The organism is Niveibacterium microcysteis, from assembly GCF_017161445.1.
Classification (GTDB): domain Bacteria; phylum Pseudomonadota; class Gammaproteobacteria; order Burkholderiales; family Rhodocyclaceae; genus Niveibacterium; species Niveibacterium microcysteis.
In genome coordinates this window covers 485,871-509,809 of sequence record NZ_CP071060.1, presented here as the reverse complement: position 1 = coordinate 509,809, position 23,939 = coordinate 485,871, and the positions used below count along the sequence as shown (strand labels likewise).

The 23,939-nt window shown below is 66.5% G+C and carries 27 protein-coding genes; 18 read left to right on the top strand and 9 right to left on the bottom strand.

Annotated elements, in window-relative coordinates:
* Positions 1-55 precede the first annotated feature (55 nt).
* The 13 genes from JY500_RS02385 (at position 56) to JY500_RS02325 (ending at position 9,832) form a co-directional block, all read left to right on the top strand.
* Positions 56-943 (top strand): urease accessory protein UreD, encoded by an 888-nt coding sequence (locus JY500_RS02385; RefSeq protein ID WP_246479752.1) that lies wholly within the window; start codon positions 56-58, stop codon positions 941-943.
* Positions 944-959: 16 nt separating this feature from the next.
* The gene (locus JY500_RS02380) at positions 960-1,262 is read left to right on the top strand and encodes an urease subunit gamma (RefSeq protein WP_206254945.1); all 303 of its coding nucleotides are present in this window, start codon (positions 960-962) and stop codon (positions 1,260-1,262) included.
* Between the two features lie 23 nt (positions 1,263-1,285).
* Positions 1,286-1,579 carry a hypothetical protein gene (locus JY500_RS02375; RefSeq protein WP_206254944.1) on the top strand — a complete coding sequence of 98 codons (294 nt, stop codon included), beginning with the start codon at positions 1,286-1,288 and terminating at the stop codon, positions 1,577-1,579.
* A gap of 2 nt (positions 1,580-1,581) precedes the next feature.
* Positions 1,582-2,112: a GNAT family N-acetyltransferase gene (locus tag JY500_RS02370; protein WP_206254943.1), complete on the top strand. Its 531-nt coding sequence runs from the start codon at positions 1,582-1,584 to the stop codon at positions 2,110-2,112.
* The gene (locus JY500_RS02365; protein ID WP_206254942.1) at positions 2,109-2,414 is read left to right on the top strand and encodes an urease subunit beta; all 306 of its coding nucleotides are present in this window, start codon (positions 2,109-2,111) and stop codon (positions 2,412-2,414) included. The genes JY500_RS02370 and JY500_RS02365 overlap by 4 nt, the downstream gene beginning before the upstream one ends.
* Entirely contained in the window at positions 2,414-4,114 is a 1,701-nt protein-coding gene (ureC, locus tag JY500_RS02360; protein ID WP_206254941.1) for an urease subunit alpha, read from the top strand. Before JY500_RS02365 ends, ureC begins: the two co-directional genes overlap by 1 nt.
* A 2-nt stretch (positions 4,115-4,116) precedes the next feature.
* Positions 4,117-4,596: a GNAT family N-acetyltransferase gene (locus JY500_RS02355; protein WP_172201259.1), complete on the top strand. Its 480-nt coding sequence runs from the start codon at positions 4,117-4,119 to the stop codon at positions 4,594-4,596.
* A gap of 3 nt (positions 4,597-4,599) precedes the next feature.
* Complete coding sequence (ureE, locus tag JY500_RS02350; RefSeq protein WP_172201261.1) at positions 4,600-5,082, top strand: urease accessory protein UreE; 483 nt, start codon at positions 4,600-4,602, stop codon at positions 5,080-5,082.
* Positions 5,079-5,552, top strand: a complete 474-nt coding sequence (locus JY500_RS02345) for a GNAT family N-acetyltransferase (protein WP_206254940.1) — start codon at positions 5,079-5,081, stop codon at positions 5,550-5,552. Before ureE ends, JY500_RS02345 begins: the two co-directional genes overlap by 4 nt.
* Positions 5,549-6,232, top strand: a complete 684-nt coding sequence (locus JY500_RS02340) for an urease accessory protein UreF (RefSeq protein WP_206254939.1) — start codon at positions 5,549-5,551, stop codon at positions 6,230-6,232. The genes JY500_RS02345 and JY500_RS02340 overlap by 4 nt, the downstream gene beginning before the upstream one ends.
* 859 nt (positions 6,233-7,091) lie before the next feature.
* Entirely contained in the window at positions 7,092-7,709 is a 618-nt protein-coding gene (gene ureG / locus JY500_RS02335; protein WP_183635969.1) for an urease accessory protein UreG, read from the top strand.
* A gap of 19 nt (positions 7,710-7,728) precedes the next feature.
* Positions 7,729-8,304, top strand: a complete 576-nt coding sequence (locus tag JY500_RS02330) for a HupE/UreJ family protein (protein ID WP_206254938.1) — start codon at positions 7,729-7,731, stop codon at positions 8,302-8,304.
* A 157-nt stretch (positions 8,305-8,461) separates the two neighbouring features.
* Complete coding sequence (locus JY500_RS02325) at positions 8,462-9,832, top strand: EAL and HDOD domain-containing protein (protein ID WP_206254937.1); 1,371 nt, start codon at positions 8,462-8,464, stop codon at positions 9,830-9,832.
* Here the strand turns inward: JY500_RS02325 and JY500_RS02320 are convergent.
* The 4 genes from JY500_RS02320 to JY500_RS02305 form a co-directional block, all read right to left on the bottom strand.
* Entirely contained in the window at positions 9,829-10,305 is a 477-nt protein-coding gene (locus JY500_RS02320; protein ID WP_172201273.1) for a GNAT family N-acetyltransferase, read from the bottom strand. The genes JY500_RS02325 and JY500_RS02320 overlap by 4 nt on opposite strands.
* Positions 10,306-10,309: 4 nt before the next feature.
* Positions 10,310-11,533, bottom strand: a complete 1,224-nt coding sequence (locus JY500_RS02315; protein WP_206254936.1) for an MFS transporter — start codon at positions 11,531-11,533, stop codon at positions 10,310-10,312.
* 146 nt (positions 11,534-11,679) lie between these two features.
* Positions 11,680-13,362, bottom strand: a complete 1,683-nt coding sequence (gene leuA / locus JY500_RS02310; RefSeq protein ID WP_206254935.1) for a 2-isopropylmalate synthase — start codon at positions 13,360-13,362, stop codon at positions 11,680-11,682.
* Positions 13,356-13,514 (bottom strand): hypothetical protein, encoded by a 159-nt coding sequence (locus tag JY500_RS02305; RefSeq protein WP_206254934.1) that lies wholly within the window; start codon positions 13,512-13,514, stop codon positions 13,356-13,358. Before JY500_RS02305 ends, leuA begins: the two co-directional genes overlap by 7 nt.
* Positions 13,515-13,909: 395 nt before the next feature.
* On the opposite strand from JY500_RS02305, the gene JY500_RS02300 reads away from it, so the two are divergent.
* The gene (locus tag JY500_RS02300; RefSeq protein ID WP_172201281.1) at positions 13,910-14,224 is read left to right on the top strand and encodes a c-type cytochrome; all 315 of its coding nucleotides are present in this window, start codon (positions 13,910-13,912) and stop codon (positions 14,222-14,224) included.
* Between the two features lie 59 nt (positions 14,225-14,283).
* Here JY500_RS02300 and JY500_RS02295 read toward each other — a convergent pair whose 3' ends face one another.
* From JY500_RS02295 to JY500_RS02285, 3 genes are read right to left on the bottom strand one after another with little or no spacing between them, the layout of a single operon-like run.
* Positions 14,284-14,505 carry a zinc ribbon domain-containing protein gene (locus JY500_RS02295; protein WP_172201283.1) on the bottom strand — a complete coding sequence of 74 codons (222 nt, stop codon included), beginning with the start codon at positions 14,503-14,505 and terminating at the stop codon, positions 14,284-14,286.
* A gap of 5 nt (positions 14,506-14,510) precedes the next feature.
* The gene (locus tag JY500_RS02290) at positions 14,511-15,650 is read right to left on the bottom strand and encodes an EAL and HDOD domain-containing protein (protein ID WP_172201285.1); all 1,140 of its coding nucleotides are present in this window, start codon (positions 15,648-15,650) and stop codon (positions 14,511-14,513) included.
* Positions 15,651-15,662: 12 nt separating this feature from the next.
* Positions 15,663-16,685, bottom strand: a complete 1,023-nt coding sequence (locus JY500_RS02285; protein ID WP_172201287.1) for a CDP-6-deoxy-delta-3,4-glucoseen reductase — start codon at positions 16,683-16,685, stop codon at positions 15,663-15,665.
* A gap of 38 nt (positions 16,686-16,723) precedes the next feature.
* On the opposite strand from JY500_RS02285, the gene JY500_RS02280 reads away from it, so the two are divergent.
* From JY500_RS02280 to JY500_RS02270, 3 genes are read left to right on the top strand one after another with little or no spacing between them, the layout of a single operon-like run.
* A complete protein-coding gene (locus JY500_RS02280; RefSeq protein ID WP_206254933.1) occupies positions 16,724-17,695 on the top strand; it encodes an NAD(P)H-binding protein in 972 nt (323 codons plus the stop codon).
* On the top strand, positions 17,692-18,135 hold the full coding sequence (locus JY500_RS02275) for a CopD family protein (protein WP_206254932.1): 444 nt from the start codon (positions 17,692-17,694) through the stop codon (positions 18,133-18,135). Before JY500_RS02280 ends, JY500_RS02275 begins: the two co-directional genes overlap by 4 nt.
* 10 nt (positions 18,136-18,145) lie before the next feature.
* Positions 18,146-19,369 carry a THUMP domain-containing class I SAM-dependent RNA methyltransferase gene (locus tag JY500_RS02270; protein WP_206254931.1) on the top strand — a complete coding sequence of 408 codons (1,224 nt, stop codon included), beginning with the start codon at positions 18,146-18,148 and terminating at the stop codon, positions 19,367-19,369.
* A 6-nt stretch (positions 19,370-19,375) separates the two neighbouring features.
* On the opposite strand, the gene JY500_RS02265 is transcribed toward JY500_RS02270, so the two are convergent.
* Together JY500_RS02265 and ilvA are read right to left on the bottom strand one after the other, a co-directional pair.
* Positions 19,376-19,924 carry a hypothetical protein gene (locus JY500_RS02265; RefSeq protein WP_206254930.1) on the bottom strand — a complete coding sequence of 183 codons (549 nt, stop codon included), beginning with the start codon at positions 19,922-19,924 and terminating at the stop codon, positions 19,376-19,378.
* Positions 19,925-19,969: 45 nt separating this feature from the next.
* Positions 19,970-21,247, bottom strand: a complete 1,278-nt coding sequence (gene ilvA, locus JY500_RS02260) for a threonine ammonia-lyase (RefSeq protein ID WP_206254929.1) — start codon at positions 21,245-21,247, stop codon at positions 19,970-19,972.
* A gap of 179 nt (positions 21,248-21,426) precedes the next feature.
* Between ilvA and JY500_RS02255 the strand changes: the two genes are divergently transcribed.
* On the top strand, positions 21,427-23,922 hold the full coding sequence (locus JY500_RS02255; protein ID WP_206254928.1) for a PAS domain-containing sensor histidine kinase: 2,496 nt from the start codon (positions 21,427-21,429) through the stop codon (positions 23,920-23,922).
* Positions 23,923-23,939: the final 17 nt, after the last annotated feature.

Below are 23,939 nucleotides of genomic sequence, written 5' to 3'. Positions count from 1 at the left end.
CCGCGCTTGGCCCGAGTTTTGCTCAAGCCTGGGGATGCGGGCGAACTCCCAATCCTTGCAGAGAGACGACAAGACCGACTGCGTGCCGGACATCGCCATGCGCGATGCCGGCCACGCGGCGCCCCCGTTTGGCTGGCGTGCGCGTCTGGCGCTGGGCTTCGAACGCCGCGGCGAACGCAGCGTGCTGGCTCGCCGCGAACACCTGGGGCCGTTGCGGGTGCAGAAAGCGCTGTACCCGGAAGGCGATGCGGTCAGCCACGCGATCCTGCTGCACCCGCCGGCAGGCATCGCTGGAGGCGATTCTCTTACGATCGACGTGTCGGTCGGCGCAAGTGCCAGTGCGCTGCTGACCACGCCCGGCGCCGGCAAGTGGTATCGGGCTGACGGCCGACGCGCCGAGCAACGCATTCACCTCAACATCGAGGCCGGCGGCAGTCTCGAATGGTTGCCGCAGGAAAGCATGGTGTTCGACGGCGCGGACGGCGATGCGGCGCTGGAGGTGAACCTCAGCGGCGACGCACACTTCATCGGCTTTGACCTTTGGTGCCTTGGCCGCCGCGCGCGCGGCGAACGCTTCGAGCGCGGCCGCATGCATACCCGCCTGCGTATCGCCCGTGATGGCCGCCCGGTCTTCGCCGAACAGGCAACACTGCGCGGCAGCGATGCGCGTTTCGCGTCCGCCGCGGTGCTCGGCGGCGCCACCGTATTCGGCAGCCTGTTGGCAGCCGCCCCCAACATCGACGCTTCGCTGATCGAAGCCTGTCGTCATGAGCGCCCCACGGCCGGGCTAGGCGCCGTCACCCGCCTGCCCGGCCTGCTGGTGGCCCGCTACCGCGGCGACGACGCCGAGGCCGCACGCCACTGGTTCGCCGCCCTCTGGGCCATCGTAAGGCCGGCGCTGCTGAACCGCCCCGCCTGCCCGCCCCGCATCTGGAACACCTGATTTCCGCGAGAGACCCATGGAACTGACGCCCCGCGAAAAAGACAAGCTGCTGATCTTCACCGCCGCGCTGCTCGCCGAACGCCGCCGCGCCCGCGGACTGAAGCTGAACTACCCGGAAGCCGTCGCCTTCATCTCGGCCGCAATCATGGAAGGCGCGCGCGACGGCCGCACCGTCGCAGAACTGATGAGCTACGGCACCACGCTGCTGAGTCGCGACGACGTGATGGACGGCGTGCCAGAGCTGATCCCCGAGATCCAGGTCGAGGCCACCTTCCCCGACGGCACCAAGCTGGTCACGGTGCACCACCCGATCATCTGACTCTCACGTACTCACGACACGCCATGGAAGACAAGATCGAACACGCCCGTCTGCTCGCCCGTTTCAAGCTGCAGGTTCGTCGTCAGCTCGACCAGAGCGTCGACCTCGACCGCCTGGTGCAAGACGCCGAATACGCCCGCACCCGGCTTGCCGAAATCGAAGACCTCGCCGAGGACGAAGAACTGCTGGTGATGTTGCTGACCCTGCGCGAGATCCTCGTGCCGCGCAAAGCGGCTCCGGCGGCAACGGCCGATCTGGCACCGCCACCAAAGGCGGCCGAATCACGCAACTACAAATTCGGCGCGCGGGGCTGGTAGACGTGCAGATCGAACAGCTGACGCCCGCCACCTTTACGGCACACCGTGAGGCGCTCGCCACCCTGCTGATTGACGCGGTGGAGGGCGGCGCATCGGTCGGATTCGTGCTGCCGATCAGCCGTGACACGGCGCTGGCATGGGTTGACGGCCTCGCCGACTCGATCGCCGATGGCTCGCGACTGCTCTGGCTCGCGCATGACGCGGGCCGCCCACTGGGCACCGTTCAGCTCGAACTCGCGATGCGCCAGAACGGCCGCAACCGCGCCGAAGTGCAGAAACTGCTCGTGATGCGCGGTGCGCGTCGCCAAGGTATTGCTCGCGCACTGATGGCCGCGCTGGAAGACGCCGCACATGCGTTGCAGCGCGGCCTGCTGTTCCTCGACACCGAAGCCGGTTCGCCGGCCGAAGACTTTTATGGCGCGCAGGGCTGGCAGTACATCGGCGGCCTGCCCGAGTTCGCCTGCTCGCCAGACGGCGTCTGGGCCGCCAACGCGATCTATTACAAGACCCTGTTCCGCAGGAGCGCCACATGATTCCCGGAGAACTCGACACGCCCGAGGGCGACATCGAACTCAACGCCGGCCGGCCAACGATCACCCTGGTCGTCGCCAACACCGGTGACCGCCCGATCCAGGTCGGCTCGCACTATCACTTCGCCGAAACCAACGCGGCGCTGGATTTCGACCGCGCCGCCGCACACGGCTACCGCCTCGATATCGCTGCGGGCACCGCGGTGCGCTTCGAGCCGGGCCAGACCCGCACGGTCACGCTGGTCGCACTCGCGGGCGAACGCAAGGTGTTCGGCTTCCGCGGCCTCGTGATGGGAGAGCTGTAATGGCGAAAATCTCGCGCCGCGCGTATGCGGAAATGTTCGGCCCCACCACCGGCGACCGCGTGCGCCTCGCTGACACCGAACTCTGGATCGAAGTCGAGAAGGACTACACCCTCTACGGCGAGGAAGTGAAGTTCGGCGGCGGCAAAGTGATCCGCGACGGCATGGGCCAGGGCCAGAAGCTCTCACATGAAGTGGCCGACACGGTGATCACCAACGCGCTGATCCTCGACCACTGGGGCATCGTCAAGGCCGACATCGCGATCAAGGCGGGCCGCATCGCCGCGATCGGCAAGGCCGGCAACCCGGACATCCAGCCCGGCATAACGATTGCCATCGGCGCCGGCACCGAGATCATCGCCGGCGAGGGCATGATCATCACCGCCGGCGGCATCGACACGCACATCCACTTCATCTGCCCGCAGCAGATCGACGAAGCGCTGATGAGCGGCGTGACTACCATGCTGGGCGGCGGCACCGGGCCGGCCACCGGCACCTTCGCCACCACCTGCACGCCGGGCCCGTGGCACATCGCACGCATGCTCGAAGCGGCCGATGCCTTCCCGATGAACCTCGGCTTCCTCGGCAAGGGCAACGTATCCCTGCCAGGCCCGCTCGCAGAGCAGATCGAAGCCGGCGCGATCGGGCTCAAGCTGCACGAAGACTGGGGCACGACGCCGGCCGCGATCGACAACTGCCTCGCCGTGGCCGAGCAGTACGACGTGCAGGTCGCGATCCACTCCGACACGCTCAACGAATCGGGCTTCGTCGAAGACACCGCCGCCGCCTTCAAGGGCCGCACCATCCACACCTTCCACACCGAAGGGGCGGGCGGCGGCCATGCGCCGGACATCGTCAAACTCGCCGGCCTGCCCAACGTGCTGCCGAGCTCGACCAACCCGACGCGGCCCTACACCGTGAACACCATCGACGAGCATCTCGACATGCTGATGGTGTGCCACCATCTCGACGCCTCGATCGCCGAAGACGTGGCCTTCGCCGAGAGCCGCATTCGCCGCGAGACGATCGCCGCCGAAGACATCCTGCACGACATCGGCGCGATCTCGATGTACTCGTCGGACTCGCAGGCGATGGGCCGCGTCGGCGAAGTGGTGATCCGCTGCTGGCAGACGGCGCACAAGATGAAAGTGCAGCGCGGCGCCCTGCCGGGTGACGGTGAGCGCAACGACAACTTCCGCGCCAAGCGCTACATCGCCAAGTACACGATCAACCCGGCGATCGCACACGGCATCGCGCACGAAGTCGGCTCGATCGAAGTCGGCAAGCTCGCCGACCTGGTTGTGTGGAAGCCGGCTTTCTTCGGCGTGAAGCCCAGCCTGATCATCAAGGGCGGCATGATCGCCGCTGCCGCGATGGGCGACGCCAACGCTTCGATCCCGACGCCGCAGCCGGTGCACTACCGCCCGATGTTCGGCAGCTTCGGCGGTGCGTTGAAGACCTCTGTCACCTTCGTGTCGCAGGCCGCGCTGGACAACGGCAGCGTCGCGAAGCTCGGTCTGTCGAAACCGCTGGTGGCGGTGAAGAACATCCGCAAAGTCACCAAGGCCGACATGATCCACAACGACTGGTGCGGCCACATCGACGTCGACGCCGAGACCTATCAGGTGCGTGCCGATGGTGAGTTGCTGACCTGCGAGCCGGCCAGCGTACTGCCGATGGCGCAGCGCTACTTCCTGTTCTGACCATGGTCACCGTCGCCGACCTTCGCATCGCGCCCGCCGACCCCGGCGAGCCGGCGATCCGCGACCTGATCGCCGAGCTGGACGCGCTGATGCATGCGCTCTACCCGGCCGAGAGCAATCACTTGCTCGACGTCGAAACGCTGCGGCAGCCGCATGTGCGCTTTCTCGCTGCACAGTTGGCGGGCGATGTAGTCGGCTGCGGTGCCTACGTCGCGTATTCGGACTACGCCGAAATCAAGCGCATGTTCGTCGCCCCACGCTGCCGTGGCCTGGGCATCGCCCGCCGCTTGCTCGCCACACTCGAAGCCGACGCGGTGAACGCTGGCCTGCCGCTCACCCGGCTCGAAACCGGCATCCATCAGCCGGAAGCGCTGGGCCTCTATGAGCGCGCCGGCTACCGCTTACGCCCGCCCTTCGGCAACTACGCTGAAGATCCGCTCTCCGTTTTCATGGAAAAGGCGCTGCATCTGGCGCCCGCTTGAATCATGCTGCTGATTGAATCGCTCTACACCGGCGACGCTACGCCGACCGAAAAACTGGTTCTGAACTTCGACGCCCGCACCAAGAGCCGGCTGCGGACGCAGCTCGCGAGCAGTGAGGAAGTCGGCCTGTTCCTGCCACGCGGCACGATCCTGCGCGGCGGCGATTTGCTGCAAGCGAAGGACGGCCGGGTCGTCGAGGTGGTGTCGGCCCCCGAAGCCCTGCTGGAGGCGCAATGCGCGGGCGCCTTTGAGCTTGCCCGCGCCGCCTATCACCTTGGCAACCGCCATGTGGCGGTGCAGGTGGGCGCCGGCTGGCTGCGCATCCAGGCCGACCATGTGCTGGAAACCATGCTGATCGGGCTCGGCGCGCAAGTGCGTCCGGTGACCGCCGCATTCGAGCCGGAGGCGGGTGCCTACGCCCACGGCCACCACCATAGCGAACGCGGCGCCACCGAAGCCAAGATCCACATGATGGCCGGCGCATGAGCCTGAGCATTAGCACCGCCGCACCGGATTCGGACGACGCGCGGGCCTTGCTCGATGCGCTGTCCGACACGCTCGCCGCAATCACCGGCGATAGTGGCCGCAGCAGCTTCGACCCCGCCGACGTACGCGGGCCCGGCGCGCGCTTCGTGATCGCCCGCGACGCGAGCGGTGAAGCCGTGGGCTGCGGCGCCTACCGCCCGCTGCAGCCAGGCATCGCCGAGCTCAAGCGCATGTTCGCGCGCACACGCGGCGGCGGCATCGGACGCGACCTGCTTGCTGAACTGGAACGCAGCGCCGCCGCCGATGGCTATCGCGAGTTGTGGCTGGAAACCCGACGCGTGAACCTCACGGCGGTCGCCTTCTACCGCGCCCACGGCTATCGCGAGATCCCCAACTTCGGCCGCTACATCGGCCGGCCCGAGGCGATCTGCTTCAGCAAGACGCTTGCCGCGAACGAGGCCGCCGCGTGAGCTCGCTCGCCGCGCTGACCCGCCTGCTGCATCTCGCCAGCCCGGCCCTGCCGGTCGGCGCCTTCAGCTATTCGCAGGGGCTTGAGTGGGCGGTGGAGTGCGGCTGGGTCAGTAACGAAGCACAGGCGCGCGACTGGATCGGCGACCTGATGCGCTACGGCATCGCACGCTGCGAAGCACCGGCGCTGGTGGCGATGATGCGTGCCTGGCGCACCGGCGAAGTGAGCGAAGTGCTGCGGCTCGACGCGGAATTCCTCGCTACCCGCGAATCCATGGAACTGCGCGCCGAGACCGTGCAGATGGGCTACTCCTGCGCGCGCCTGCTGCGCGAACTGGAATCCTTGCCCGCCTTCACTCGCCAAGCCCTGACCGGCATCGGCGAGCTCTCCTACCCCGCCGCCTGGTCCGCTGCCGCCGCTGCCTGGACCCTGCCGCCGGAAGACGCGGTGGTGGCCTACCTTTGGGCGTGGCTTGAAAACCAGGTGATGGCCGCGGTCAAGATCGTGCCGCTCGGCCAGAGCGCTGGCCAGCGGCTACTCGTTGCCCTCGGCGAACCGATCCCCGCGCTCGCACGTGCGGCGATGACGATCGGGCCGGATAAATGGGAGAACTTCACGCCTGGGTTGGCGTGGGCAAGTGCGATGCATGAGGGGCAATACACGAGGTTGTTCAGGTCATGAACGGCGAGCGTGTTTCGCTTCTTTCGACTTCGGTGCATTTGTCGCCATGTTGCGGCTGGTCCGTTCAAGCCGGGTCCCGCCCCGGCGGGCGGAGTACTTTCTTTGTACGAACAAAGAAAGTACCCAAAGAAAGTCGCCCCGCTTCAACGCCCCTTGCTGCGCAAGGGGTGCCCTGTGCTGCTCGAAACATCGGGTGGCTGCGGAACTCGGCCCTGCGGGCCTCAAACAGTCCTCGCCACCGCCGCTGCGCGTCGGAACCCGATGCCTCTGCGCTGCTCGGCGTTTCAGAGGGGGATCGAAAAACGTCGACGATCGCCCGTTGCAGGCTGCTCGTAGCCCGGATCCAGGCCGCCGGCCGGAATCCGGCAGGTGCGCTTGAACATCTGGATACGTCCACCCCGGATTCCGCTCTCCTTCATCCAAGCTACGAACATCACACACGCGTTGCTCAACCGATGGTTTTGACTTTGGGTCCCGTCGAGAGCGCCGAGCAGCGCAGCGAACTCGGGGAATCGGCGCGCAGCGACGACGGCGAGGACTGTCTGAGCGGCGGGCGTAGCCCGGCGCGAGTTCCGCAGCCGCCCGATTTCGCGAGCAGCGCAGGGAAGTCAGGTGCGCAGCACCTGACCGCGAACGCCGGGTCGCCTTTTCTTGGTTACTTCTTTTGGCGAAGCAAAAGAAGTAACACGCCCGCCGGGGGCGGGACCCCGGCCGACGAAGGCCTGCAAACCAACAACGCCAATCGCAAGCAGCAAGCGCGAAACCGCACACCAAGCGTTGGGCTTCGCAAGACTCAGCCCAACCTACTTCCCCGCGTCCGCCTGCATGGCGCTTTCGCCAATTCAAGAAGACTCACACCATGACCACCCAACAAGCCCTCCGCGTCGGCATCGGCGGCCCCGTCGGCTCCGGCAAGACCGCCCTCACGCTCGCGCTGTGCCAGGCACTGCGCGAGAAGTACAACATCGCTGTCGTCACCAACGACATCTACACCGCCGAGGACGCGCAGTTCCTCGTGCGCAACGAAGCGCTGGCGCCGGAACGGATCATCGGCGTGGAAACCGGCGGCTGCCCGCACACCGCGATCCGCGAAGACGCCTCGATCAACCTCGAAGCGATCGACCGCCTGAACCAGCGTTTCGCCGGGCTGGAGATCATCTTCGTCGAATCCGGCGGCGACAACCTCGCAGCGACTTTCTCCCCCGAGCTCTCGGACCTCACGCTTTACGTGATTGACGTATCGGCCGGCGACAAGATCCCGCGCAAGGGCGGCCCGGGCATCACGAAGAGCGATCTGCTGGTGATCAACAAGATCGACTTGGCACCGCTGGTGGGCGCCTCGCTGGAGGTGATGGACCGCGACGCGAAAAAAATGCGCGGAGAAAAGCCATTTGTTTTCAGCAATCTCAAATCCGGGCAAGGACTTTCGGACATCATCGCTTTCATCGAAACCCAGGGCATGCTAGCCCCCGCCTGACTATTCAAGGAGAACACCCATGCGACCCATCCGCCCCCTGCTCGCTGCCGGTCTTGTCATGGCATCGGGTACTGCCCTTGCCCACCCTGGCCACGAGGCAATGAGCCTGGCTAGCGGCTTCAGCCACCCCTTCGGTGGCGTGGATCATCTGCTCGCAATGCTGGCCGTCGGACTCTATGCCGCCCGCCAGGGCGGTACGGCACGCTGGGCACTGCCGGCCACCTTTGTCGCGGCAATGCTGACGGCGGCTGGGCTGGCACAAGCGGGCATGCACTTTCCGCTGATTGAGGCCGGTGTCGCTGCATCCGTGCTGGTGCTGGGGCTGCTGATCGCGGCGGCGGCACGTCTGCCGCTTGCGCTCACCGCACCACTGGTCGCGACGTTTGCCGTTTGCCACGGTGCCGCACACGTCGCCGAGAAGGGCGATGCGGGCCTGCTCGCCTACGCGGCCGGCTTCGCGTTGGCGAGCGCGGCACTGCACGGCTGCGGTTGGCTGATCGGGCGCCGGATTCCGGAAAGCGCGTCGGGCGCACGTCTGCAGCGTGTTGCAGGCGGCGCACTGGCCATCGCAGGCGGCATGCTGCTGGGCGCCTGAGCGCGACGAAATCGGAGCGTGGCGCCGGGCGCCAGCGGCTTGCGCCGCGCCACGTCTGACCGAAGGCAAACCGCCGGGCGCGGCTTGCTCAAACGGATGATTGACACCTGCCCGCAAGCGGCAGGATGCTGCGCCAACACACTGCGTGGAGCTTGGCATGCTGGCATGGATCTCGCGACTGCTGGGCTTGGGAACGGCTAAACGCCAGGAAGCGGAGGCGCCGAACGAACCGGCCGCCGCGCAGGCAGCGACGATCTCGCCCACCCCCGAAGCGGAGCCGGCGCCTGCTGCAGAAGGCGCGTTGTTGCAGCAGGTCTTGCTGGACAAACAGCGGCGCGCCACTGGCTACCTCTTCTCGCTTCAGGCCGGACGTACTGGCCAATTGGCGGATCAGTCACCGCGGGTCCGCGCCCTGCTCGACGATTTGCTGATTGCCCGGCTGCTGACCCTCGCGCCGCACTGGCCCGCGCAGCGCAGCGCATGGATCGCAATTGACGACACTTCGCTGGCGCACGGTTCGCTGCCACGGCTGGCCGCGCTGCGCACAGTGCTCCATGTCCAGCCCGCCGAGCCGGAACAGGCGGCCGCGCCGGAGACGGTCAGCCGGATCCGTAGCCTTCAGCGCGAGGGCATCCGTATCGGCCTGGACGCAGCGCCCGGCGCACCGTGGTTCGAGTCGCTCGCCTGGCTCGCCGACGTCTTCCTGCTGGATTTTCACCAAGCGCCGGCAACACTGCAGCGCTATCACGCCCAGTTGGGCGGGCAGTTTGCGCTGATTCCGCGGGTTGCCACCGGCGTCGACACACTCGACGCGCTCGATGCCGCATGGAAGCTGGGCTGCAGCGAAGCAGCCGGCGCCTTCGCGCAGCTACGGGGCAACTGGCAAGGCAACCGCATCGCGCCCGGCCCCCTGCGCGTCGCAGCACTGCTCGCGCGGATCGGCAGTGACACCGAGAATCGCGAAATCGCCGCGGCGCTCAAGCAGGACATGGCGCTCTCCTACCGGCTGCTACGCTTCGTGAATACCGCCTCGGGCGGGCTGCAGCACACGATCGGCTCGATCGAACAAGCCCTCGTTCTGCTCGGTCGCGAACAGCTCTACCGCTGGCTGGCCTTGCTGGTGTGCGCGAGCGCGCAGCGCGGCGAGGGCGACGCGATGATGGAAACCGCGCTGGTGCGCGCCCGCATGCTCGAAGTGCTGGCCGATCGTGTCGCACCGGAGGCGCGCGACGATCTGTTCGTTACCGGGCTGTTCTCGCAGCTCGACATGCTGCTGCAGGTGCCGATGGAAACCGCGCTGGAACCGCTTGCGCTCACGCCCGCAGTGCGCGAAGCCTTGCTGGGGCGCCGCGGCCCATGTGCCGACTGGCTGGCCGTGGCCGAAGCCGGCGACAACAGCGACCCGGTCGCGCTGCTTGTCGCATGCCGCAAGCTCGGTATCCCGGCCATGCGGGCTGCGAGTGCGCGCATTACCGCGCTGGCCTGGGTACACAGCCTCGCGGCCGCACCGGACACTCAGGCGGCCTAGACGTCCATTCGCCGGTCCGGAAGCTGGTAAAGCAGATCCGGCAAGCCTTCCTCGTTGTCCGCTGCCGCGCCCTCGCGACGCAGCAGCACTTCAAAACCACGATGCTCGTAGAAGCGGCAAGCGCGCGGGTTGTCGCGGAAGCACCAGAGCCGAACCGGGAAGGGCAACTCGCATACCGCGTAACCGAGCAGTGCGCTGCCAACGCCGGTATCCACCGCATCCGGACGCACATAGAGTTGGTCGACCCAGCCACAGCCCCCGCGCTCCGCCAGCGCGCAGAAACCGACGATACGGTGGCCACGCTCGGCGACCAGCACACGGGAACACGGTATCAGGTGCAGCGCCACCCATTTGCGCACCGACTCGTCGTCATGCGCGAGCGGAATCGACGGCATCAGCGCCTTGCGTGAGGCAAGCAGCACATCGGCGACTGCATTGGCGTCGCGCCGCACTGCCGGGCGGATATTCAGCATTGCCTCAGGCCGCCGCCACAGCCGGCGGGCCGCGCCGCAGCAGGCCGCCAAGGCGCCAGGCCGCGGTGCCGCAAGCGACTGCGCTGAGGGCCAGCACCAGGCGCGTATCGAGCAGGATCAGCGCTGCGCCGACCAAGGCAACCGCAACGTTGGCGAGGCAGAAGGTGGTCGAGAGCAATCCCATCACCGCGCCCTGGCCGTGCTGGTCGAAGCTTTGCGACCAGTGCACCGGCATCGACGTACTGTAGATCGACAATGGCACGCCGATCAGCACGATCACCACGATGCCAAGCGTCGACCAGCCGGTTGCCAGCACCACAAAGCAGGCAGCCACCACCCACGCGGTGCTGCGCGCAGCGGCGAGCGGCCTGAATCGCTGCCCGATGCGCGGCCACACCAGCGCGCTCATCAAGGTCATCAGCAGGCACATGCCGGCGGTGACCCAAGAGATACCGGTCGGCCCCAGCCGAGCGAACTCGACCAGCCACAAGGGGTAGAACTCGTAGAAGCCATTCAGACCGAAGGTGAACGCAAGTTGGAGCCAGAATACACGCCGAACCGCCGGATCCTCCAGCAGCCGGAAGGCGTGTTGCTCACGCGCGAAGGCAACCCAGCCACGGCCGCCGGGGTCCGCTTTCGCGCCGGTGTTGGGCACCAGCCAGGCGAGCAGTACCAAGGCCGGCAGCATCATCGCCGCGGCCACCACGAACGGCACCCAGCCACCCAGCGGCATCAGGAAGCCACCCAGCAACGGGCCGACCAGCCAGCCGATGTAGAGCGAGGCATTCACCATCGAGAACGAGCGCGTCTTGTCGATCTGCGGATGCAGGTCCGCGGCGATCGCGCGGGCAATCGCGGCATTGCCTTCGCAGAGGCCGGTCGCAAAGCGTGCAAGAGCGAAGAGCGGGAAGTTCTCAGTCACAAGCGCAAATGCACTCAACGCGTAGCCAAGGATCGCAAGGGTTAGCGTGGCAAGCATGATGCGACGGCGGCCGTAGCGATCGGACATCGGGCCCAGCACCAGGCTACCGAGCAAGATGCCGAAGGGGTTCAGGGCAATCGCGATACCCAGCAGCAGCTTCGGATTGAGCCCGGCCCAGTGGGTGAAGCCGTTGACCGGGCCGTCGATGAACAGCGGCGAGAGAATCGGGTACGGCAGCGCGACGCCCACGGTGGACATCAGGGCGACGCAACAGACGGAGAACAACACCAGGCGCGGGTGACGCATAAATTTGAAGCGCCGCCAATCGTTGTGCGATCGCGGCGCTGGCTCATTTAATTGTTGAGTATTTTACTCAACAATCGCCGGATTGGCGAGCCGGTCGGTGCCGCGCGGGTAGCGCGGGCAACGCCGTGGGCCCTGCATGCGGCGGATCACGCCGAGGCAGGTGCAGGTTGGTCGAAACTTGAAATGCGTTGCTGTGCGCGGGCCACCGCGCTGACCAGGGCAAGGATCGCGGCGGTCGTGACGTTGCCGTGCAAGCCGGCGCCAAACGCGCTGCCGGGCACGCCTTCCATCGCGATCTCGACGAAGGCAATCGCGCGGGCATCGGAGCCCGCCGTCAGCGAGCGCTCCTCGAACGACACCACTTTCACCGGCAAGCCCAGCGCGTGCACCGCAGCGTCGAGCGGGCCGTTGCCAGTGCCCTCGCGGCGCGTCTCAACACCGCCGTCGCGGGTAACAAGGCGGATGCCCTGCTGCTCACCGGATTCAAACAAGTGGTGCTCGACATAGGCCGGCGACTCCGCCGCGAGGTAGGTCTCGCGGAAGATGCGCCAGAGCTCGGACGCCGTCACTTCGCGGCCGACATCATCGAGATGGCGCTGTACCTCGGCTGCGAACTCCACCTGCATGCGGCGCGGCATCGCCACGCCGTAATGCTCTTCGAGCAGGTAGGCGATGCCGCCCTTGCCCGACTGACTGTTCACACGGATCACCGATTCGTAGCTGCGGCCGAGGTCCTTCGGATCGACCGGAAGATACGGCACTTCCCAGATCGCGTTCGGGTCCTGCACCGCGAGGCCCTTCTTGATCGCATCCTGGTGCGATCCGGAGAAGGCGGTGAACACGAGGTCGCCCACATACGGGTGGCGCGGGTGGATCGGCAGCTGCGTCACCTCTTCCGCCACGCGCGCGACGGCGTTGATGTCAGAGAAGTCGAGCTTCGGGTCGACGCCCTGGGTGTAGAGGTTGAGCGCAAGCGTCACGAGGTCGACGTTGCCGGTGCGCTCGCCGTTGCCGAAGAGGCAGCCTTCGATGCGGTCGGCGCCCGCCATCACCGCGAGTTCGGCCGCCGCCACTGCGCAGCCGCGGTCGTTGTGTGGATGCACGCTGAGGATGATGCCGTCGCGGCGTGCGAGCTTGCGATGCATCCACTCGATCTGGTCGGCGTACACATTCGGCGTGGCGCCCTCCACCGTCGCGGGCAGGTTGATGATCACGCGCTTCGCCGGCGTCGGCGCCCACACCGCGGTCACCGCATCGACGATCTCCTTGGCGAATTCAAGCTCGGTGCCGGAGAACACTTCCGGGCTGTACTGGAAAGTCCAATCCGTCTCCGGCCGTTCGACGGCCAGCTGCTGGACGAGCTGTGCGCTTTCTACGGCAATCGCCTTGGTGCCTTCGCGATCGGTGTTGAACACGATGCGGCGGAAGTTCGGCGCGGTGGCATTGTAGAAGTGCACGATCGCGCGGCGCGCGCCGGCGAGCGACTCGAAGGTACGGCGGATGAGGTGCTCGCGCGCTTGGGTCAGCACGCCGATCGTCACGTCGTCCGGGATGTGGTCGCCTTCGATGAGCGTGCGGACGAAGTCGAAATCGGTCTGCGAGGCGGAAGGGAACGCGACTTCGATTTCCTTGAAGCCAACTGCGACGAGGGTCTTGAAAAGCTTGAGCTTGGCGGCGCCGGACATCGGCTCGAAGAGGGCCTGGTTGCCGTCGCGCAAGTCGGTCGAGAGCCAGATCGGCGCCTCGGTGATCACCTTGTCCGGCCAGCGGCGGTCGGCAAGGCGGACAGGTTCAAATGCTCGGTACTTGGTGGCGGGCTGCTTCAACATCGTTTTCTCCTGGATGCGCTTTCGATACGGACATTTCGAGTCGCGGCGCGGGCCCCGATCAGGGACTCCCGGACTGCCAGGCTGCCGCTGTACACGGCCCGGCAGTCGGTCAGCAGTCGTAGCGCAGAGAACAGGTGAATCAGGGTCAGCATGGGAGTCTCCTCGGGATCGGGGATACCGCCGGCGGACGCGCGAAGACGCACGAATCCCGCAAGGCGGACGGGTACAACTCAACAGGAGGGGTTGGGATTTAGATGCGCGCGGGGCGCAGCAGTCGGCCCAGACCCAGGAACAGGGTCAGGGAGGTCAGGCTCAGCAGGAGAGCGAGGGCCGATTGCAGTTGCATGGCTCAAACCATAATCGGCGCGACACCGATCCGTCAAGTGGGTTTGATCGCAGTCAACGTGGCAAACTTGATCCGCGTTATGGCCATTAGCGGCTTGCCGTTCAATGATCGCCGCCCTGGCACCCGTGGCGGTAGTCATTCACGCAATCGATGCGCTAGACTGGCCCGGCTGCTCTAACCATCCGAGAGAGGACAAGAGACATGAAGCAAATCCTGACCGCCGTTGCCGTCGCTGGCCTGCTGGCTTCCGGCGCGGCCTTTGCCGACGCGGGCGCCGACCTGGCGAAAGCCAAGAACTGCCTGGCCTGCCACGCTGTCGACAAAAAGGTCGTTGGCCCCGCATACAAGGATGTTGCCGCAAAGTACAAAGGCGACAAGGGCGCCGAAGCGAAGCTGATCGACAAGGTCAAGAAGGGTGGTTCGGGCGTGTGGGGCAATGTGCCGATGCCGCCGAACCCGCAGGTGAATGACGCCGAAGCGAAGCAACTGGTGCAGTGGGTGCTGAGCCAGAAATAAGCGTCTCGCCGCAAAGCAAAAAGGCCGACTTGAAGTCGGCCTTTTTTGTTACGGGCGCGTCAGGCGCGCACCAGATCGGTCTTTACCTTGGTCTTAGATTTAAGCTCGTTGCAGCGGTTGCACCACCAGTTGCTGGCGCCACAGGCAGCGATCTTTTCCAGCTCGCTGCCGCAGTCGGCACATTCGCCGCGCACTCGGTAATCCGCAGCGCAGGCTTCGCAGTGCCACAGCTTGCCGCGCGATTCGAGCGGCGTGGCATGGACGGGGCATAGACGTTCCATCGCAATCACCCGAACTGAAGGCTATCGGCGAACGCCACCGCGGCTACCAGCGCCTTGCTGACATCCTCCGCGCGGAGCTGCAGCTTGCTGATCTGTTCGCCGAGCAACGCCGGGTCGAGTCGCTCACACGCGATTGCGAGATCGAGGAAGGGGCGATAGATCCCTTCTCCGCGCAGCAACGCGTCGTTGATGGGCTCAGGCAGCGTCATTTCGCTCAACACCGCTTCGGGCGTGGTGCCGAGCAGCACATGGATCAGCGAGAAGGCGCCGGTGATGAAGAGGTTATCGACCTCGCGTTTCTCGACGAAGGCCGCGCCGATCAGTTCCATGAAGCGGCCACGCGCAATCGCGGCCTGCATCAGGGCCGGCGCGAGCGGATCCTTGCTCGCGGACACCAGCAGCAGCGACAGCCACTTGTTCAGCTTGTCCATGCCAAGAATCGTGACCGCATGGCGGAAGGACTGCACCTCGACCATCAGGCCGAAGGCCGGCGAATTGATGTAGCGAAGCAGCTTGTAGGACAAGGCCACGTCAAGCTTCAGCGCCGCCTCGATTTCCTTGACCTCGGCCTCGTTGCGCACGAGGTTCAGCAGGCGGACGATCTGCGCATGCGAGGGGGCGAGCTCCTTCGCCGCCTTGACGCCTTTCAGGAAGAACCAGCCAGAAGCGCCGTCATAGCCGTTCTGCACCGCAGTGGCGAAGGCCGGCAGATCGGGCAAACCCGTCGCGATCGCGATGCCGGGGAAGCCCACGGGCTTGGGCGTTTTGTTTGCATCGGCCAGCACGAAGCGGAATTCGGCCCCGTCGGGCAGCGCCATGCCCGGCTGATACCACGAGAGGCACACGTTGATGCCCGCTTCCTGCAGTTGCGGAATCAGCGCCTTCGTCTGCTCGTACGCCAAGGCCGGTGCCGGGATCTCGACCATCGTGTTGGGCGGCATCTGCCAGTCCATCAGCTCGGCGGTCGGCACCAGTCGGCCGAGGCTGACAAAAACCGTATGGTTGCTTGGCCAGCTGGCGGACAAGGCATTCAGCGCCGCCACGGCCACCGGCACACTGGGCGCATGCACGACCAGGCGGTTTGCGGTGATCGCGCGCTGCTTGTTGACGACCGGTTCGCGGGTGATCAGAACGGCTTGGCTCATATCGGCACGGTATCAGGTTGAACTGCTGTCGGACGAAAAGCTGAAGGCATCGGCAAAAAACGCGTCGGCCGGCAGACCGCAGCGGGTCGTAAAGTCCGCCCGCGCGGCGTCGATCATCGGCGGCGCCCCGCAAGCGTAGACCTGCACGCCGCTCATGTCCGGAAAATCTGCCAGCGCGGCTTGGTGGACCAGACCGGTGCGGCCTTGCCAGCCCTCCGGAGGCATATCGGATATGACAGGCACAAACTTGAACCCGGGCAGGCTCGCTTCCCACTCGCGGGCAAGGTCGAACAGGTAAAGCCCGGCGCGGTCGCGCGCGCCCCAGTACAGCGTGACCGGGCGGTGATTGCCGGTCGCGATCATGTGTTCGATCAGGCCCTTCATGGGCGCGAAGCCGGTGCCGCCGGCGACCATCACGATCGGCTTGCTGCTCTCACGCAGGTAGAAGCTCCCGAGCGGCCCCTCGAAGCGCAGGATGTCGCGCTCCTTCATGGTGTTGAACACATGAGTGGTGAAGCTGCCGCCTTCGACGAGGCGGATATGCAGCTCCATCTCGCCCTCGCGCTCCGGCGCATTCGCGATCGAGAAGCTGCGACGCTTGCCGCCGGCAAGCAGGAAGTCGATGTACTGACCGGCGAGGAAGCGGAAGGTATCGTTGGCCGGCAGCTTCAGCGTCAGCACGATCACGTCGTCAGCGGCGCGCACGATGCTCTGCACCCGGCAAGGCAGCTTCTTGATCGGGATGTCGGTGATGCGGCGCACATCGCGCACCTCCAGCACCAGGTCGGAGGTGGGCTTGGCGCAGCAGAACAGGGCGAAGCCCGTTTCGCGCTCGGCCACCGGCAAGGTCGTCTCCGGCGATTTGCCGTGATCCACCGACCCCTCCAGAACCCGGCCTTTGCACGATCCGCAGGCGCCGTCGCGGCAGCCGTAGGGCAGCATCAGCCCGGCGTCCAATGCGGACTGCAGGACCGAGGTATCGGGGTTGGCAGGAAATTCGAGACCGGCGGGTTGAAGCTTGACCTGGTAAGACATGGAAGTGTTGAGCTTGAAGGCAATGCGATAATCCGGGGATGGTAGCCCAACGCAACCCGAAACGCCGCCCCGCCCGCGCAACGACCGGCCGACGCCCGGCCGGCAGACTTACTCGCCGCCGTGTGCTGATCGTAGGCAGCGGCGACGTCGCTGCGCGTGCGATTCCGCTGCTGGCAAAGCGCGCGCGCGTATTCGCACTGGTTCGCCGTGCTGAAGCGGCCGCGCCGCTGCGCGCCCTGGGGGCGCTGCCGCTGCACGCCGATCTCGACGATGCGCGCAGCCTGCGCCGCCTGGCCGGCATTGCGCCGGCCGTGCTGCACTTTGCGCCGCCGCCTGATCGCGGCGATGGCGATCCGCGCAGCCGCCGCCTCGTCGCCACACTGGCGCGTCGCGGGCTTCCGACACGCCTCGTCTATATCAGCACAACCGGCGTGTATGGCGATTGTGCGGGCGCCTCGGTGCCGGAAACGCGCCCCTTGCGCGCAGGCACCGCACGTGCCAAACGCCGCGTTGCCGCGGAACGCACGCTGCGCGCATTTGCGCGGCGCAGCGGCTGCCGGCTCGCGATCCTGCGTGCCCCCGGCATCTACGCGGCCGAACGACTGTCGCTCGCCCGGCTGGAACGCGGTGACCCGGTACTGCATGCCAGCGAAGACGTGTTCACCAATCACATTCATGCCGACGACCTCGCGCGGCTGGCAATCGCCGCGCTCACGCGTGGCGGCAATTGCCGCGCGTGGAATGCGAGCGATGATTCCGACCTGCGTATGGGCGAGTGGTACGACCGCATGGCCGACACCTTCGGCCTGCCGCGTCCGCCACGCGCCACGCGCAGCGAGATCGAGCGCGTGCTGAGCCCGATGATGCTGTCCTTCATGTCCGAATCCCGCCGCCTCGACAACACCCGCCTGCACCGGGAACTCCGCGTGCAGCTTCGCTATCCGACCGTCGATGCCGGGCTCGCACACGCGCGTGCCTGGTTCGATCAACACAAGGGAAACAAGCAATGATGTACATGTGGCTCAAGGCGATCCATGCCTTCTTCGTCGTCAGCTGGTTCGCCGGCCTGTTCTACCTGCCGCGCATCTATGTGAACCTGGCGATGGTGCCGGCCGACAGCCATGCCGAACGTGATCGCCTGCTGATGATGGCGAAGAAGCTCAAGCGTTTCATGCTCCCGCTGATGATCGGCACCTGGATCTTCGGTCTCTCGATGATCTTCTACGGCGGGCTGGAAGCAGCCAAGGTCTGGCTCTCGCAGGGCTGGTTGCATGCCAAGCTGTTCATCGTGCTGCTGCTAACCGGCTACGACGGCTACTGCGGCCGTTTGCTGCGCGACTTTGCCGCTGGCCGCAACACCAAGAGCCATGTGTGGTTCCGCGTCTTCAACGAAGTGCCGGCGGTCGCGCTGCTCTTCGTCGTGATCCTCGTGATCGTCAAACCCTTCTGAGATCGCGCCGATGAGCGAGAACTTCTTCTCCCCCTGCCCGCGCGGGCTCGAGCCCTTGCTCGCCGACGAACTGACGGCGCTCGGCGCACAGTACGTGAAGCCGGTGCATGGCGGCGTCGCTTTTGCCGGTGACTGGGCCCTGTGCTGGCGGGTTAATCTGGAGAGCCGCATCGCCACCCGCGTGCTGTGGCGCGTGGCCGAACGCGGCTACCGCAGCGAAGACGACATTTACACGCTCGCACGCGAACAGGCGTGGGAGAAGTGCTTCTCGGTGGACCGCACGCTGCGCATCTATGTCACCGCGATCCGCTCGCCGCTGCGTAGCCTGAATTTCACGACGCTGCGCGTGAAGGACGCGATCTGCGATCGCTTCCGCGATGTGCGTGGCCGCCGCCCATCGATCAACACCGAGGCCCCGGACATCCGGGTATATGCCTTCCTCACCGCCGAAACCTGCACGTTGTACCTCGACACCTCGGGCGAACCGCTGTCGCGGCGCGGCTTCAAGCGCGCCAAGCACGAAGCGCCGCTGAAGGAGAACCTCGCCGCCGGCATCCTGAAACTGAGCGGCTGGCAGCCCGACGAAGCCTTGCTGGATCCGATGTGCGGCAGCGGCACCTTCCTGATCGAGGCCGGGCTGATCGCGCTGGACATCCCGCCGGGCGCAGAACGCGATTTTGGTTTCGAACGCCTGCACAGCTTCGACCCGGTGGCTTGGAAACGGCAACGCACGATGGCGCTGCAGCGTCGCCGCCCCGCGGACGACGTACGCCTGTACGGCGCGGACATCGACATGCGTGCGGTGGACGCAGCGCGCTACAACCTGCGCGAAGCCGGGCTGGATGATCTGGCGCAGTTCCGCACCAGCGACATCCTGAAGCTCGAAGCCCCGGAGTCGCGCGGCGTGCTGCTGTGTAATCCGCCTTACGGCGTTCGGCTGACCGCGCCGCGCGCGGCAGCCGGCCGGCGCGATGAACCGGCGCCCGCGGCGGAGGGCGAGGAAAGCGAACTCGCCGCCTGGTATCCGAAGCTCGGTGACCACCTGAAGCACGCGTTTGCCGGCTGGCAGTGCTTCTTCTTCAGCGGCGACCCGGCCCTGCCGAAGAAGATCGGCCTCAAGGCAAGCCGCCGCACGCCGCTGATGAATGGCGACATCGAATGCCGACTGTTTGCCTACGACGTGGTCGCGGGCTCCAATCGCCGCGTGCGGGACGAAGCGCCCGCCGAGGACTGAGGGCGATCAGGCAACGGTTGTGCCGTCCCGTGCGATCAGGCTGACCGGGGCGGCCGCCAGCCGCAGTGAGAGCGAGCGGCGGCGCCGTATCGGCATGTGGTCGTAGAGCAGCAACTCGGCCGGCCGCCACATCGCCACCCAGGCAAAGATCGTCAGGCTTTCGCGCACCGCGCGCGCGAAGCGCGATGTCGAGTCGGGGTCGATCGTGTTCGCGAAGCCGAGCAGGATTGCGACGACGAGCAGGCCAATCACGGTCGCGATACGGCCGCTGCGCATCACGCGCGACAGGTCGCGCGTCGCGGCGAGCGCTTCGTCCTCGAAATGGCGGCGCAGCGCCTTGACCACCCGTTGAACATCGCCGGGCCGGTCTTCGTCGACAACGAACTCGATTCGCAGCGGCACGTTGCCGCGCTTCGAATCCGCTTCGTCAAGCAAACGCTCCGCGACATCCGCATGCAACGCGGGGCCGGCGAACGGCGAGTCGTCCGGCGCCAGCAGGGCGGCCACCGAGCGCATTTCGAGACGCAGACAGTTCGGTTCGTTCGTTCTTGTCATGCCATCACCCCCAGTGCAGACGGACGATGGTAGCCCCGCGGCGTGTCAATCCGCCATCAGGTTCCGTACATGCAAGCCTTCAGCGACAAAGGTTTCGATCAGTTCGGCCTGGTGTGCGAAGTCGCGTGTTTCCATCTGCAGAATGACCTCCGTTTTGCCCACCGGCACATGCAGCTCACCGCGCCGGTGCTCCACATGTCGCACGTTGATCCCGAGCGCGGCGACCGTCTTGAGCAGGCTCAAAAGCCGGCCAGGGCTGTCCGGGATCGTTACCGCCACGCTCATCAGGCGGCCGCTTGAGGCCAGCCCGTAGTCGATCGAACGGCCGACCAGCGTCATGTCGACATTGCCGCCCGAGATCACCACCACCGCGCGGTCGTTCGGCTGCAGCTTGACCTTGCCGCGCATCAGCGCCGCGAGCCCCACCGCACCCGCGCCCTCTGCGATCGTGCGGGTTCGCTCCAGTGTTGCGACAATCGCCTCGGCAATCGCGTTGTCGTCCACCGTCACGATCTCATCGACGAAACCTGCAATCACCGCCGAGGTACAACGCCCCGGCGCCTTCACCTTGATGCCGTCGGCGATCGTGTGGGCGCCCGGTGCGCAGGTTTCGAACAGGCCGTCTTTCAGGAAGTGGCGGTAGGGGGCGACCGTCTCGGTCTGCACACCGATGATTCGAATATCGGGCCGCTGCAGCTTGAGCGCCAGCGCAATACCCGAGAGCAGGCCGCCGCCGCCCAGCGGCACCACCGCCACCGTCATGTCCGGGCAGTCTTCGAGCATCTCCAGCCCGCAGGAGGCCTGGCCGGCGATCACGTCCCAGTCGTCGTAGGGATGCATGAAGGCGAGATCCTGCTCGGCCGCCACGCGATCAGCGAGCTCGCGCGCCTGCTCGAGATTCTCGCCGTGCAGCAGGATCGTCGCGCCCATGCGCCGACACGACTGGATCTTGGTGATCGGGGCGTTGACCGGCATCACCACCGTCGCCGCGACACCGGCATTGGCCGCAGCGCGCGCGACGCCCTGCGCATGATTGCCGGCAGACACCGCCACCACGCCGCGCAGATCAGGGCGTGCGGCGATCAGGCGGCGCATCTTGTGCGTCGCACCGCGGATCTTGAACGACCCCGTGCGCTGCAGGTTCTCCATCTTCAGCCACACCGGCGCGCCAAGCTCTTCGCTGAGGATGTCGTTCTGCCATTGCACGGTGCGCAGCACGGCGTCGGCGATGCTGTCGGCCACCCGGCGCAGTTGCGCCAGATCGGGACATTCCGCCGGCAGGTCGGTTAGGGGGTGCAGATTCGGGTTCGCGCTGGGGCTCATGGCGGCTCGCGTCAAAGGTGGTAGCGCCGGGTGGGCGCCGCCTCGCGGCGGATTCTGGGCCGACGGCCCCACAATCAGCAAGCCGTGCGCCGTTGGTCGGGTTCCTCAAGTCGGTTGTCATGCCCGCCGTAGACCGGGCAGTAGAATGTGTTTTCCCTCCCCCCGACGTCGGAGCCCGCATGCAAGTCTGGCTGCTGGTGGCAAGCCTCGCGCTGGTGCTGTGTGCCGTAACGCTGGCCCTGTTTCAGGCGCACCGCCGCCTGCGTGCGGCGGCTGGCGAAGAGCAGCTCAGCGCCCGCGAGCTGAACCGCCTGCGCGACATTTCCGCCTTCACCGCCGACTGGCAGTGGGAGCAGGACGCAGAACTACGCTTCGTACGCTTCTTCGGCGGCACGATCTCGCGCCACAAGGTGCCGGTTGAGCATCTGCTCGGCCACCGCCGCTGGGAAATCCCGGGTCTGGTCTGCGACCCGCAGGAAATGGCGACGCACCGCGCCACGGTGGAGGCCCACCAGCCCTACTACGACTTCGAATACGGCGTCCGCAAGCCGGATGGCGACTTCCGCTGGTACGTCAGCAGCGGCCGGCCGGAGTACGACGAACACGGCAACTTCACCGGCTATTTCGGCTACGCGCGTGACGAAACCCGGCGCAAGCAGGCCGAACTGGCGCTGCAGGAGAGCGAGCAACGCCTCGCGACGATCCTCGATGCGCTGCCGGTTGCGCTGGTCGTGCTCGACGCCGCAGGGCGGGTACAACTCTGGAACGCTGCCGCGCAGCGGCTGTTCGGCGTACGGCGCGAGGACATCGTTGGCCGCAGCGATGCGCGCAACGCCCAGGGCGCCATGGCCGCCGCCGTGTTGGGTGAGCATTTGCTCGGCCATGCCGACCCGGCCACCGTGGCGCCGCGCAGCGAGGAGATCCGCTGCGAGACAATTCGCGGCCAAACGCTGTGGTTGCATGTGCTCAGCGTGGCGCTGTACGACAGCAACGAAGCCTTCTCCGGCACGATCCGCGTGGTGCAGGACATCACCGCGCGCCGCAATGCCGAGGACAAGGCCCATCGCGAACATGCCGATCTCGACGAAGCGCAGCGCATCGCGGCCCTCGGCTCCATGCGTTGGGCGCCGGGCGAGCGCCTGGCCCATTGCTCAAGCCAGATGATCACACTGCTCGGCCTGCCGCCGGGCGAGGTGGACCAGCCGATCCGTCGCCTGCTCGGCCGCATCAATCGCCGTTGCCGGCATGAGCTGATCGCACAGTGGCGCGCGCTGCGCACCAGTGGGGTGGCGGTCGAGGCGCGCTGCGCGGTGGACAGCATGAGCGGCCGCCATCTGCTGGTGCGCGGGCATCTTGAAGTCACTGCCGAACGCGAACCCGTGCTGCGGGTGACCGCCACCGATGTCAGCGACCTCGAACTCGCCCGCGCGTCGGCGAATTCGGCCCGCGTGCTGTTCGAAACCCTGTTCGAGCACAGCCCGGTGGCGCTGAGCCTGTCCGATCTCGATCGACGCGTGCTGGTCAAGGTCAATTCGGCGTGGCGCGCGCTGTTCGGCATCGAGGCCGACGAGGCGATCGGCCAGTCCACGCTCGCGCTTGGGCTCTGGTTCGACCCGGCAGAGCGCGACGTAATGCTCGAAACCGTGGCGCGCGAAGGGCGCGTCACACAGATGGAGGTGCACGGCCAGCCACGTGACGGCGAACCCCGCGTCTGCGAACTCTCGGGTGTGCAGCTCGAACTGGACGGCCACCGGATGTTCCTGTCCTCGGTGGTCGATGTCAGCACCCAGCGGGCGCTGCAGGCCCGCGTGGAGAGCATGAACCGGGAACTCGAAATGCGCGTCGCGCACCGCAGCGAGGAACTGCGTGCCAAGCATGCCGAGCTCGGGCTCGCGATGCAGCAACTGGTGCAGGCGGAAAAGCTCGCCGCGCTGGGCGGCCTGGTCGCCGGCGTGGCGCACGAATTGAACTCCCCGCTGGGCAACACGCTGACCCTGGCCAGCAGCCTGCGCCAGCGGATCAGCAACTTCGCCCGCTCGCTCGAAGACGGCAGCCTGCGAAAATCCACCCTCGCCGGTTTCACCAAGGATGCGGGCGAAGTCGCCGGGCTGATCGAACACAACGCGCGACGCGCCTCCGAGCTGATGGCCAACTTCAAGCAAGTGGCGGCCGACCAGACCAGCGAGCGCCGTCGCCGCTTTGACCTGAAGAACACCATCGAGGGCGTGGTCGCAGCCTTGCGCCCACGTTTGGCCCATGTGCCGCAAAAGCTCGAACTCGATCTGCCGGACGACGTCGAGCTGGACAGCTACCCGGGCCCGCTCGAACAGGTCATCACCAACTTCATCAACAACGCGCTGTTGCATGCCTTTGACGATCGAAGCGACGGTCACATGCGGCTGAGCGCAGAGGCCGTGGATGCCGACCGGGTGCAGATCGTGTTTTCGGACGACGGCAACGGCATGGCGCCGGAGATCATGCAGCGCGCCTTCGAGCCCTTCTTCAGCACGCGCGTTGGCCACGGCGGCACCGGGCTCGGGCTCTATATCGTGCGCAATCTGATCGAAGCCCCGCTGGGTGGGGCGCTCAGCCTCGAATCCACCCTCGGCGAGGGCACCCGCCTCACCGTCGACCTGCCGCGAGTGGCCCCCATCGAAGCCGCCAGCCCGAGGTGAGCGCGCAGGCCTTGCGG

Excerpts from the sequence above, each read along its gene's own strand:
- JY500_RS02380 (WP_206254945.1), top strand. The coding sequence starts at position 960 with ATGGAACTGACGCCCCGCGAAAAAGACAAGCTGCTGATCTTCACCGCC.
- JY500_RS02375 (WP_206254944.1), top strand. The coding sequence starts at position 1,286 with ATGGAAGACAAGATCGAACACGCCCGTCTGCTCGCCCGTTTCAAGCTG.
- JY500_RS02365 (WP_206254942.1), top strand. The coding sequence starts at position 2,109 with ATGATTCCCGGAGAACTCGACACGCCCGAGGGCGACATCGAACTCAAC.
- ureC (WP_206254941.1), top strand. The coding sequence starts at position 2,414 with ATGGCGAAAATCTCGCGCCGCGCGTATGCGGAAATGTTCGGCCCCACC.
- JY500_RS02355 (WP_172201259.1), top strand. The coding sequence starts at position 4,117 with ATGGTCACCGTCGCCGACCTTCGCATCGCGCCCGCCGACCCCGGCGAG.
- ureE (WP_172201261.1), top strand. The coding sequence starts at position 4,600 with ATGCTGCTGATTGAATCGCTCTACACCGGCGACGCTACGCCGACCGAA.
- JY500_RS02345 (WP_206254940.1), top strand. The coding sequence starts at position 5,079 with ATGAGCCTGAGCATTAGCACCGCCGCACCGGATTCGGACGACGCGCGG.
- ureG (WP_183635969.1), top strand. The coding sequence starts at position 7,092 with ATGACCACCCAACAAGCCCTCCGCGTCGGCATCGGCGGCCCCGTCGGC.
- JY500_RS02330 (WP_206254938.1), top strand. The coding sequence starts at position 7,729 with ATGCGACCCATCCGCCCCCTGCTCGCTGCCGGTCTTGTCATGGCATCG.
- JY500_RS02325 (WP_206254937.1), top strand. The coding sequence starts at position 8,462 with ATGCTGGCATGGATCTCGCGACTGCTGGGCTTGGGAACGGCTAAACGC.
- JY500_RS02320 (WP_172201273.1), bottom strand. The coding sequence starts at position 10,305 with ATGCTGAATATCCGCCCGGCAGTGCGGCGCGACGCCAATGCAGTCGCC.
- JY500_RS02315 (WP_206254936.1), bottom strand. The coding sequence starts at position 11,533 with ATGCGTCACCCGCGCCTGGTGTTGTTCTCCGTCTGTTGCGTCGCCCTG.
- leuA (WP_206254935.1), bottom strand. The coding sequence starts at position 13,362 with ATGTTGAAGCAGCCCGCCACCAAGTACCGAGCATTTGAACCTGTCCGC.
- JY500_RS02305 (WP_206254934.1), bottom strand. The coding sequence starts at position 13,514 with ATGCTGACCCTGATTCACCTGTTCTCTGCGCTACGACTGCTGACCGAC.
- JY500_RS02300 (WP_172201281.1), top strand. The coding sequence starts at position 13,910 with ATGAAGCAAATCCTGACCGCCGTTGCCGTCGCTGGCCTGCTGGCTTCC.
- JY500_RS02295 (WP_172201283.1), bottom strand. The coding sequence starts at position 14,505 with ATGGAACGTCTATGCCCCGTCCATGCCACGCCGCTCGAATCGCGCGGC.
- JY500_RS02290 (WP_172201285.1), bottom strand. The coding sequence starts at position 15,650 with ATGAGCCAAGCCGTTCTGATCACCCGCGAACCGGTCGTCAACAAGCAG.
- JY500_RS02285 (WP_172201287.1), bottom strand. The coding sequence starts at position 16,685 with ATGTCTTACCAGGTCAAGCTTCAACCCGCCGGTCTCGAATTTCCTGCC.
- JY500_RS02280 (WP_206254933.1), top strand. The coding sequence starts at position 16,724 with ATGGTAGCCCAACGCAACCCGAAACGCCGCCCCGCCCGCGCAACGACC.
- JY500_RS02275 (WP_206254932.1), top strand. The coding sequence starts at position 17,692 with ATGATGTACATGTGGCTCAAGGCGATCCATGCCTTCTTCGTCGTCAGC.
- JY500_RS02270 (WP_206254931.1), top strand. The coding sequence starts at position 18,146 with ATGAGCGAGAACTTCTTCTCCCCCTGCCCGCGCGGGCTCGAGCCCTTG.
- JY500_RS02265 (WP_206254930.1), bottom strand. The coding sequence starts at position 19,924 with ATGACAAGAACGAACGAACCGAACTGTCTGCGTCTCGAAATGCGCTCG.
- ilvA (WP_206254929.1), bottom strand. The coding sequence starts at position 21,247 with ATGAGCCCCAGCGCGAACCCGAATCTGCACCCCCTAACCGACCTGCCG.
- JY500_RS02255 (WP_206254928.1), top strand. The coding sequence starts at position 21,427 with ATGCAAGTCTGGCTGCTGGTGGCAAGCCTCGCGCTGGTGCTGTGTGCC.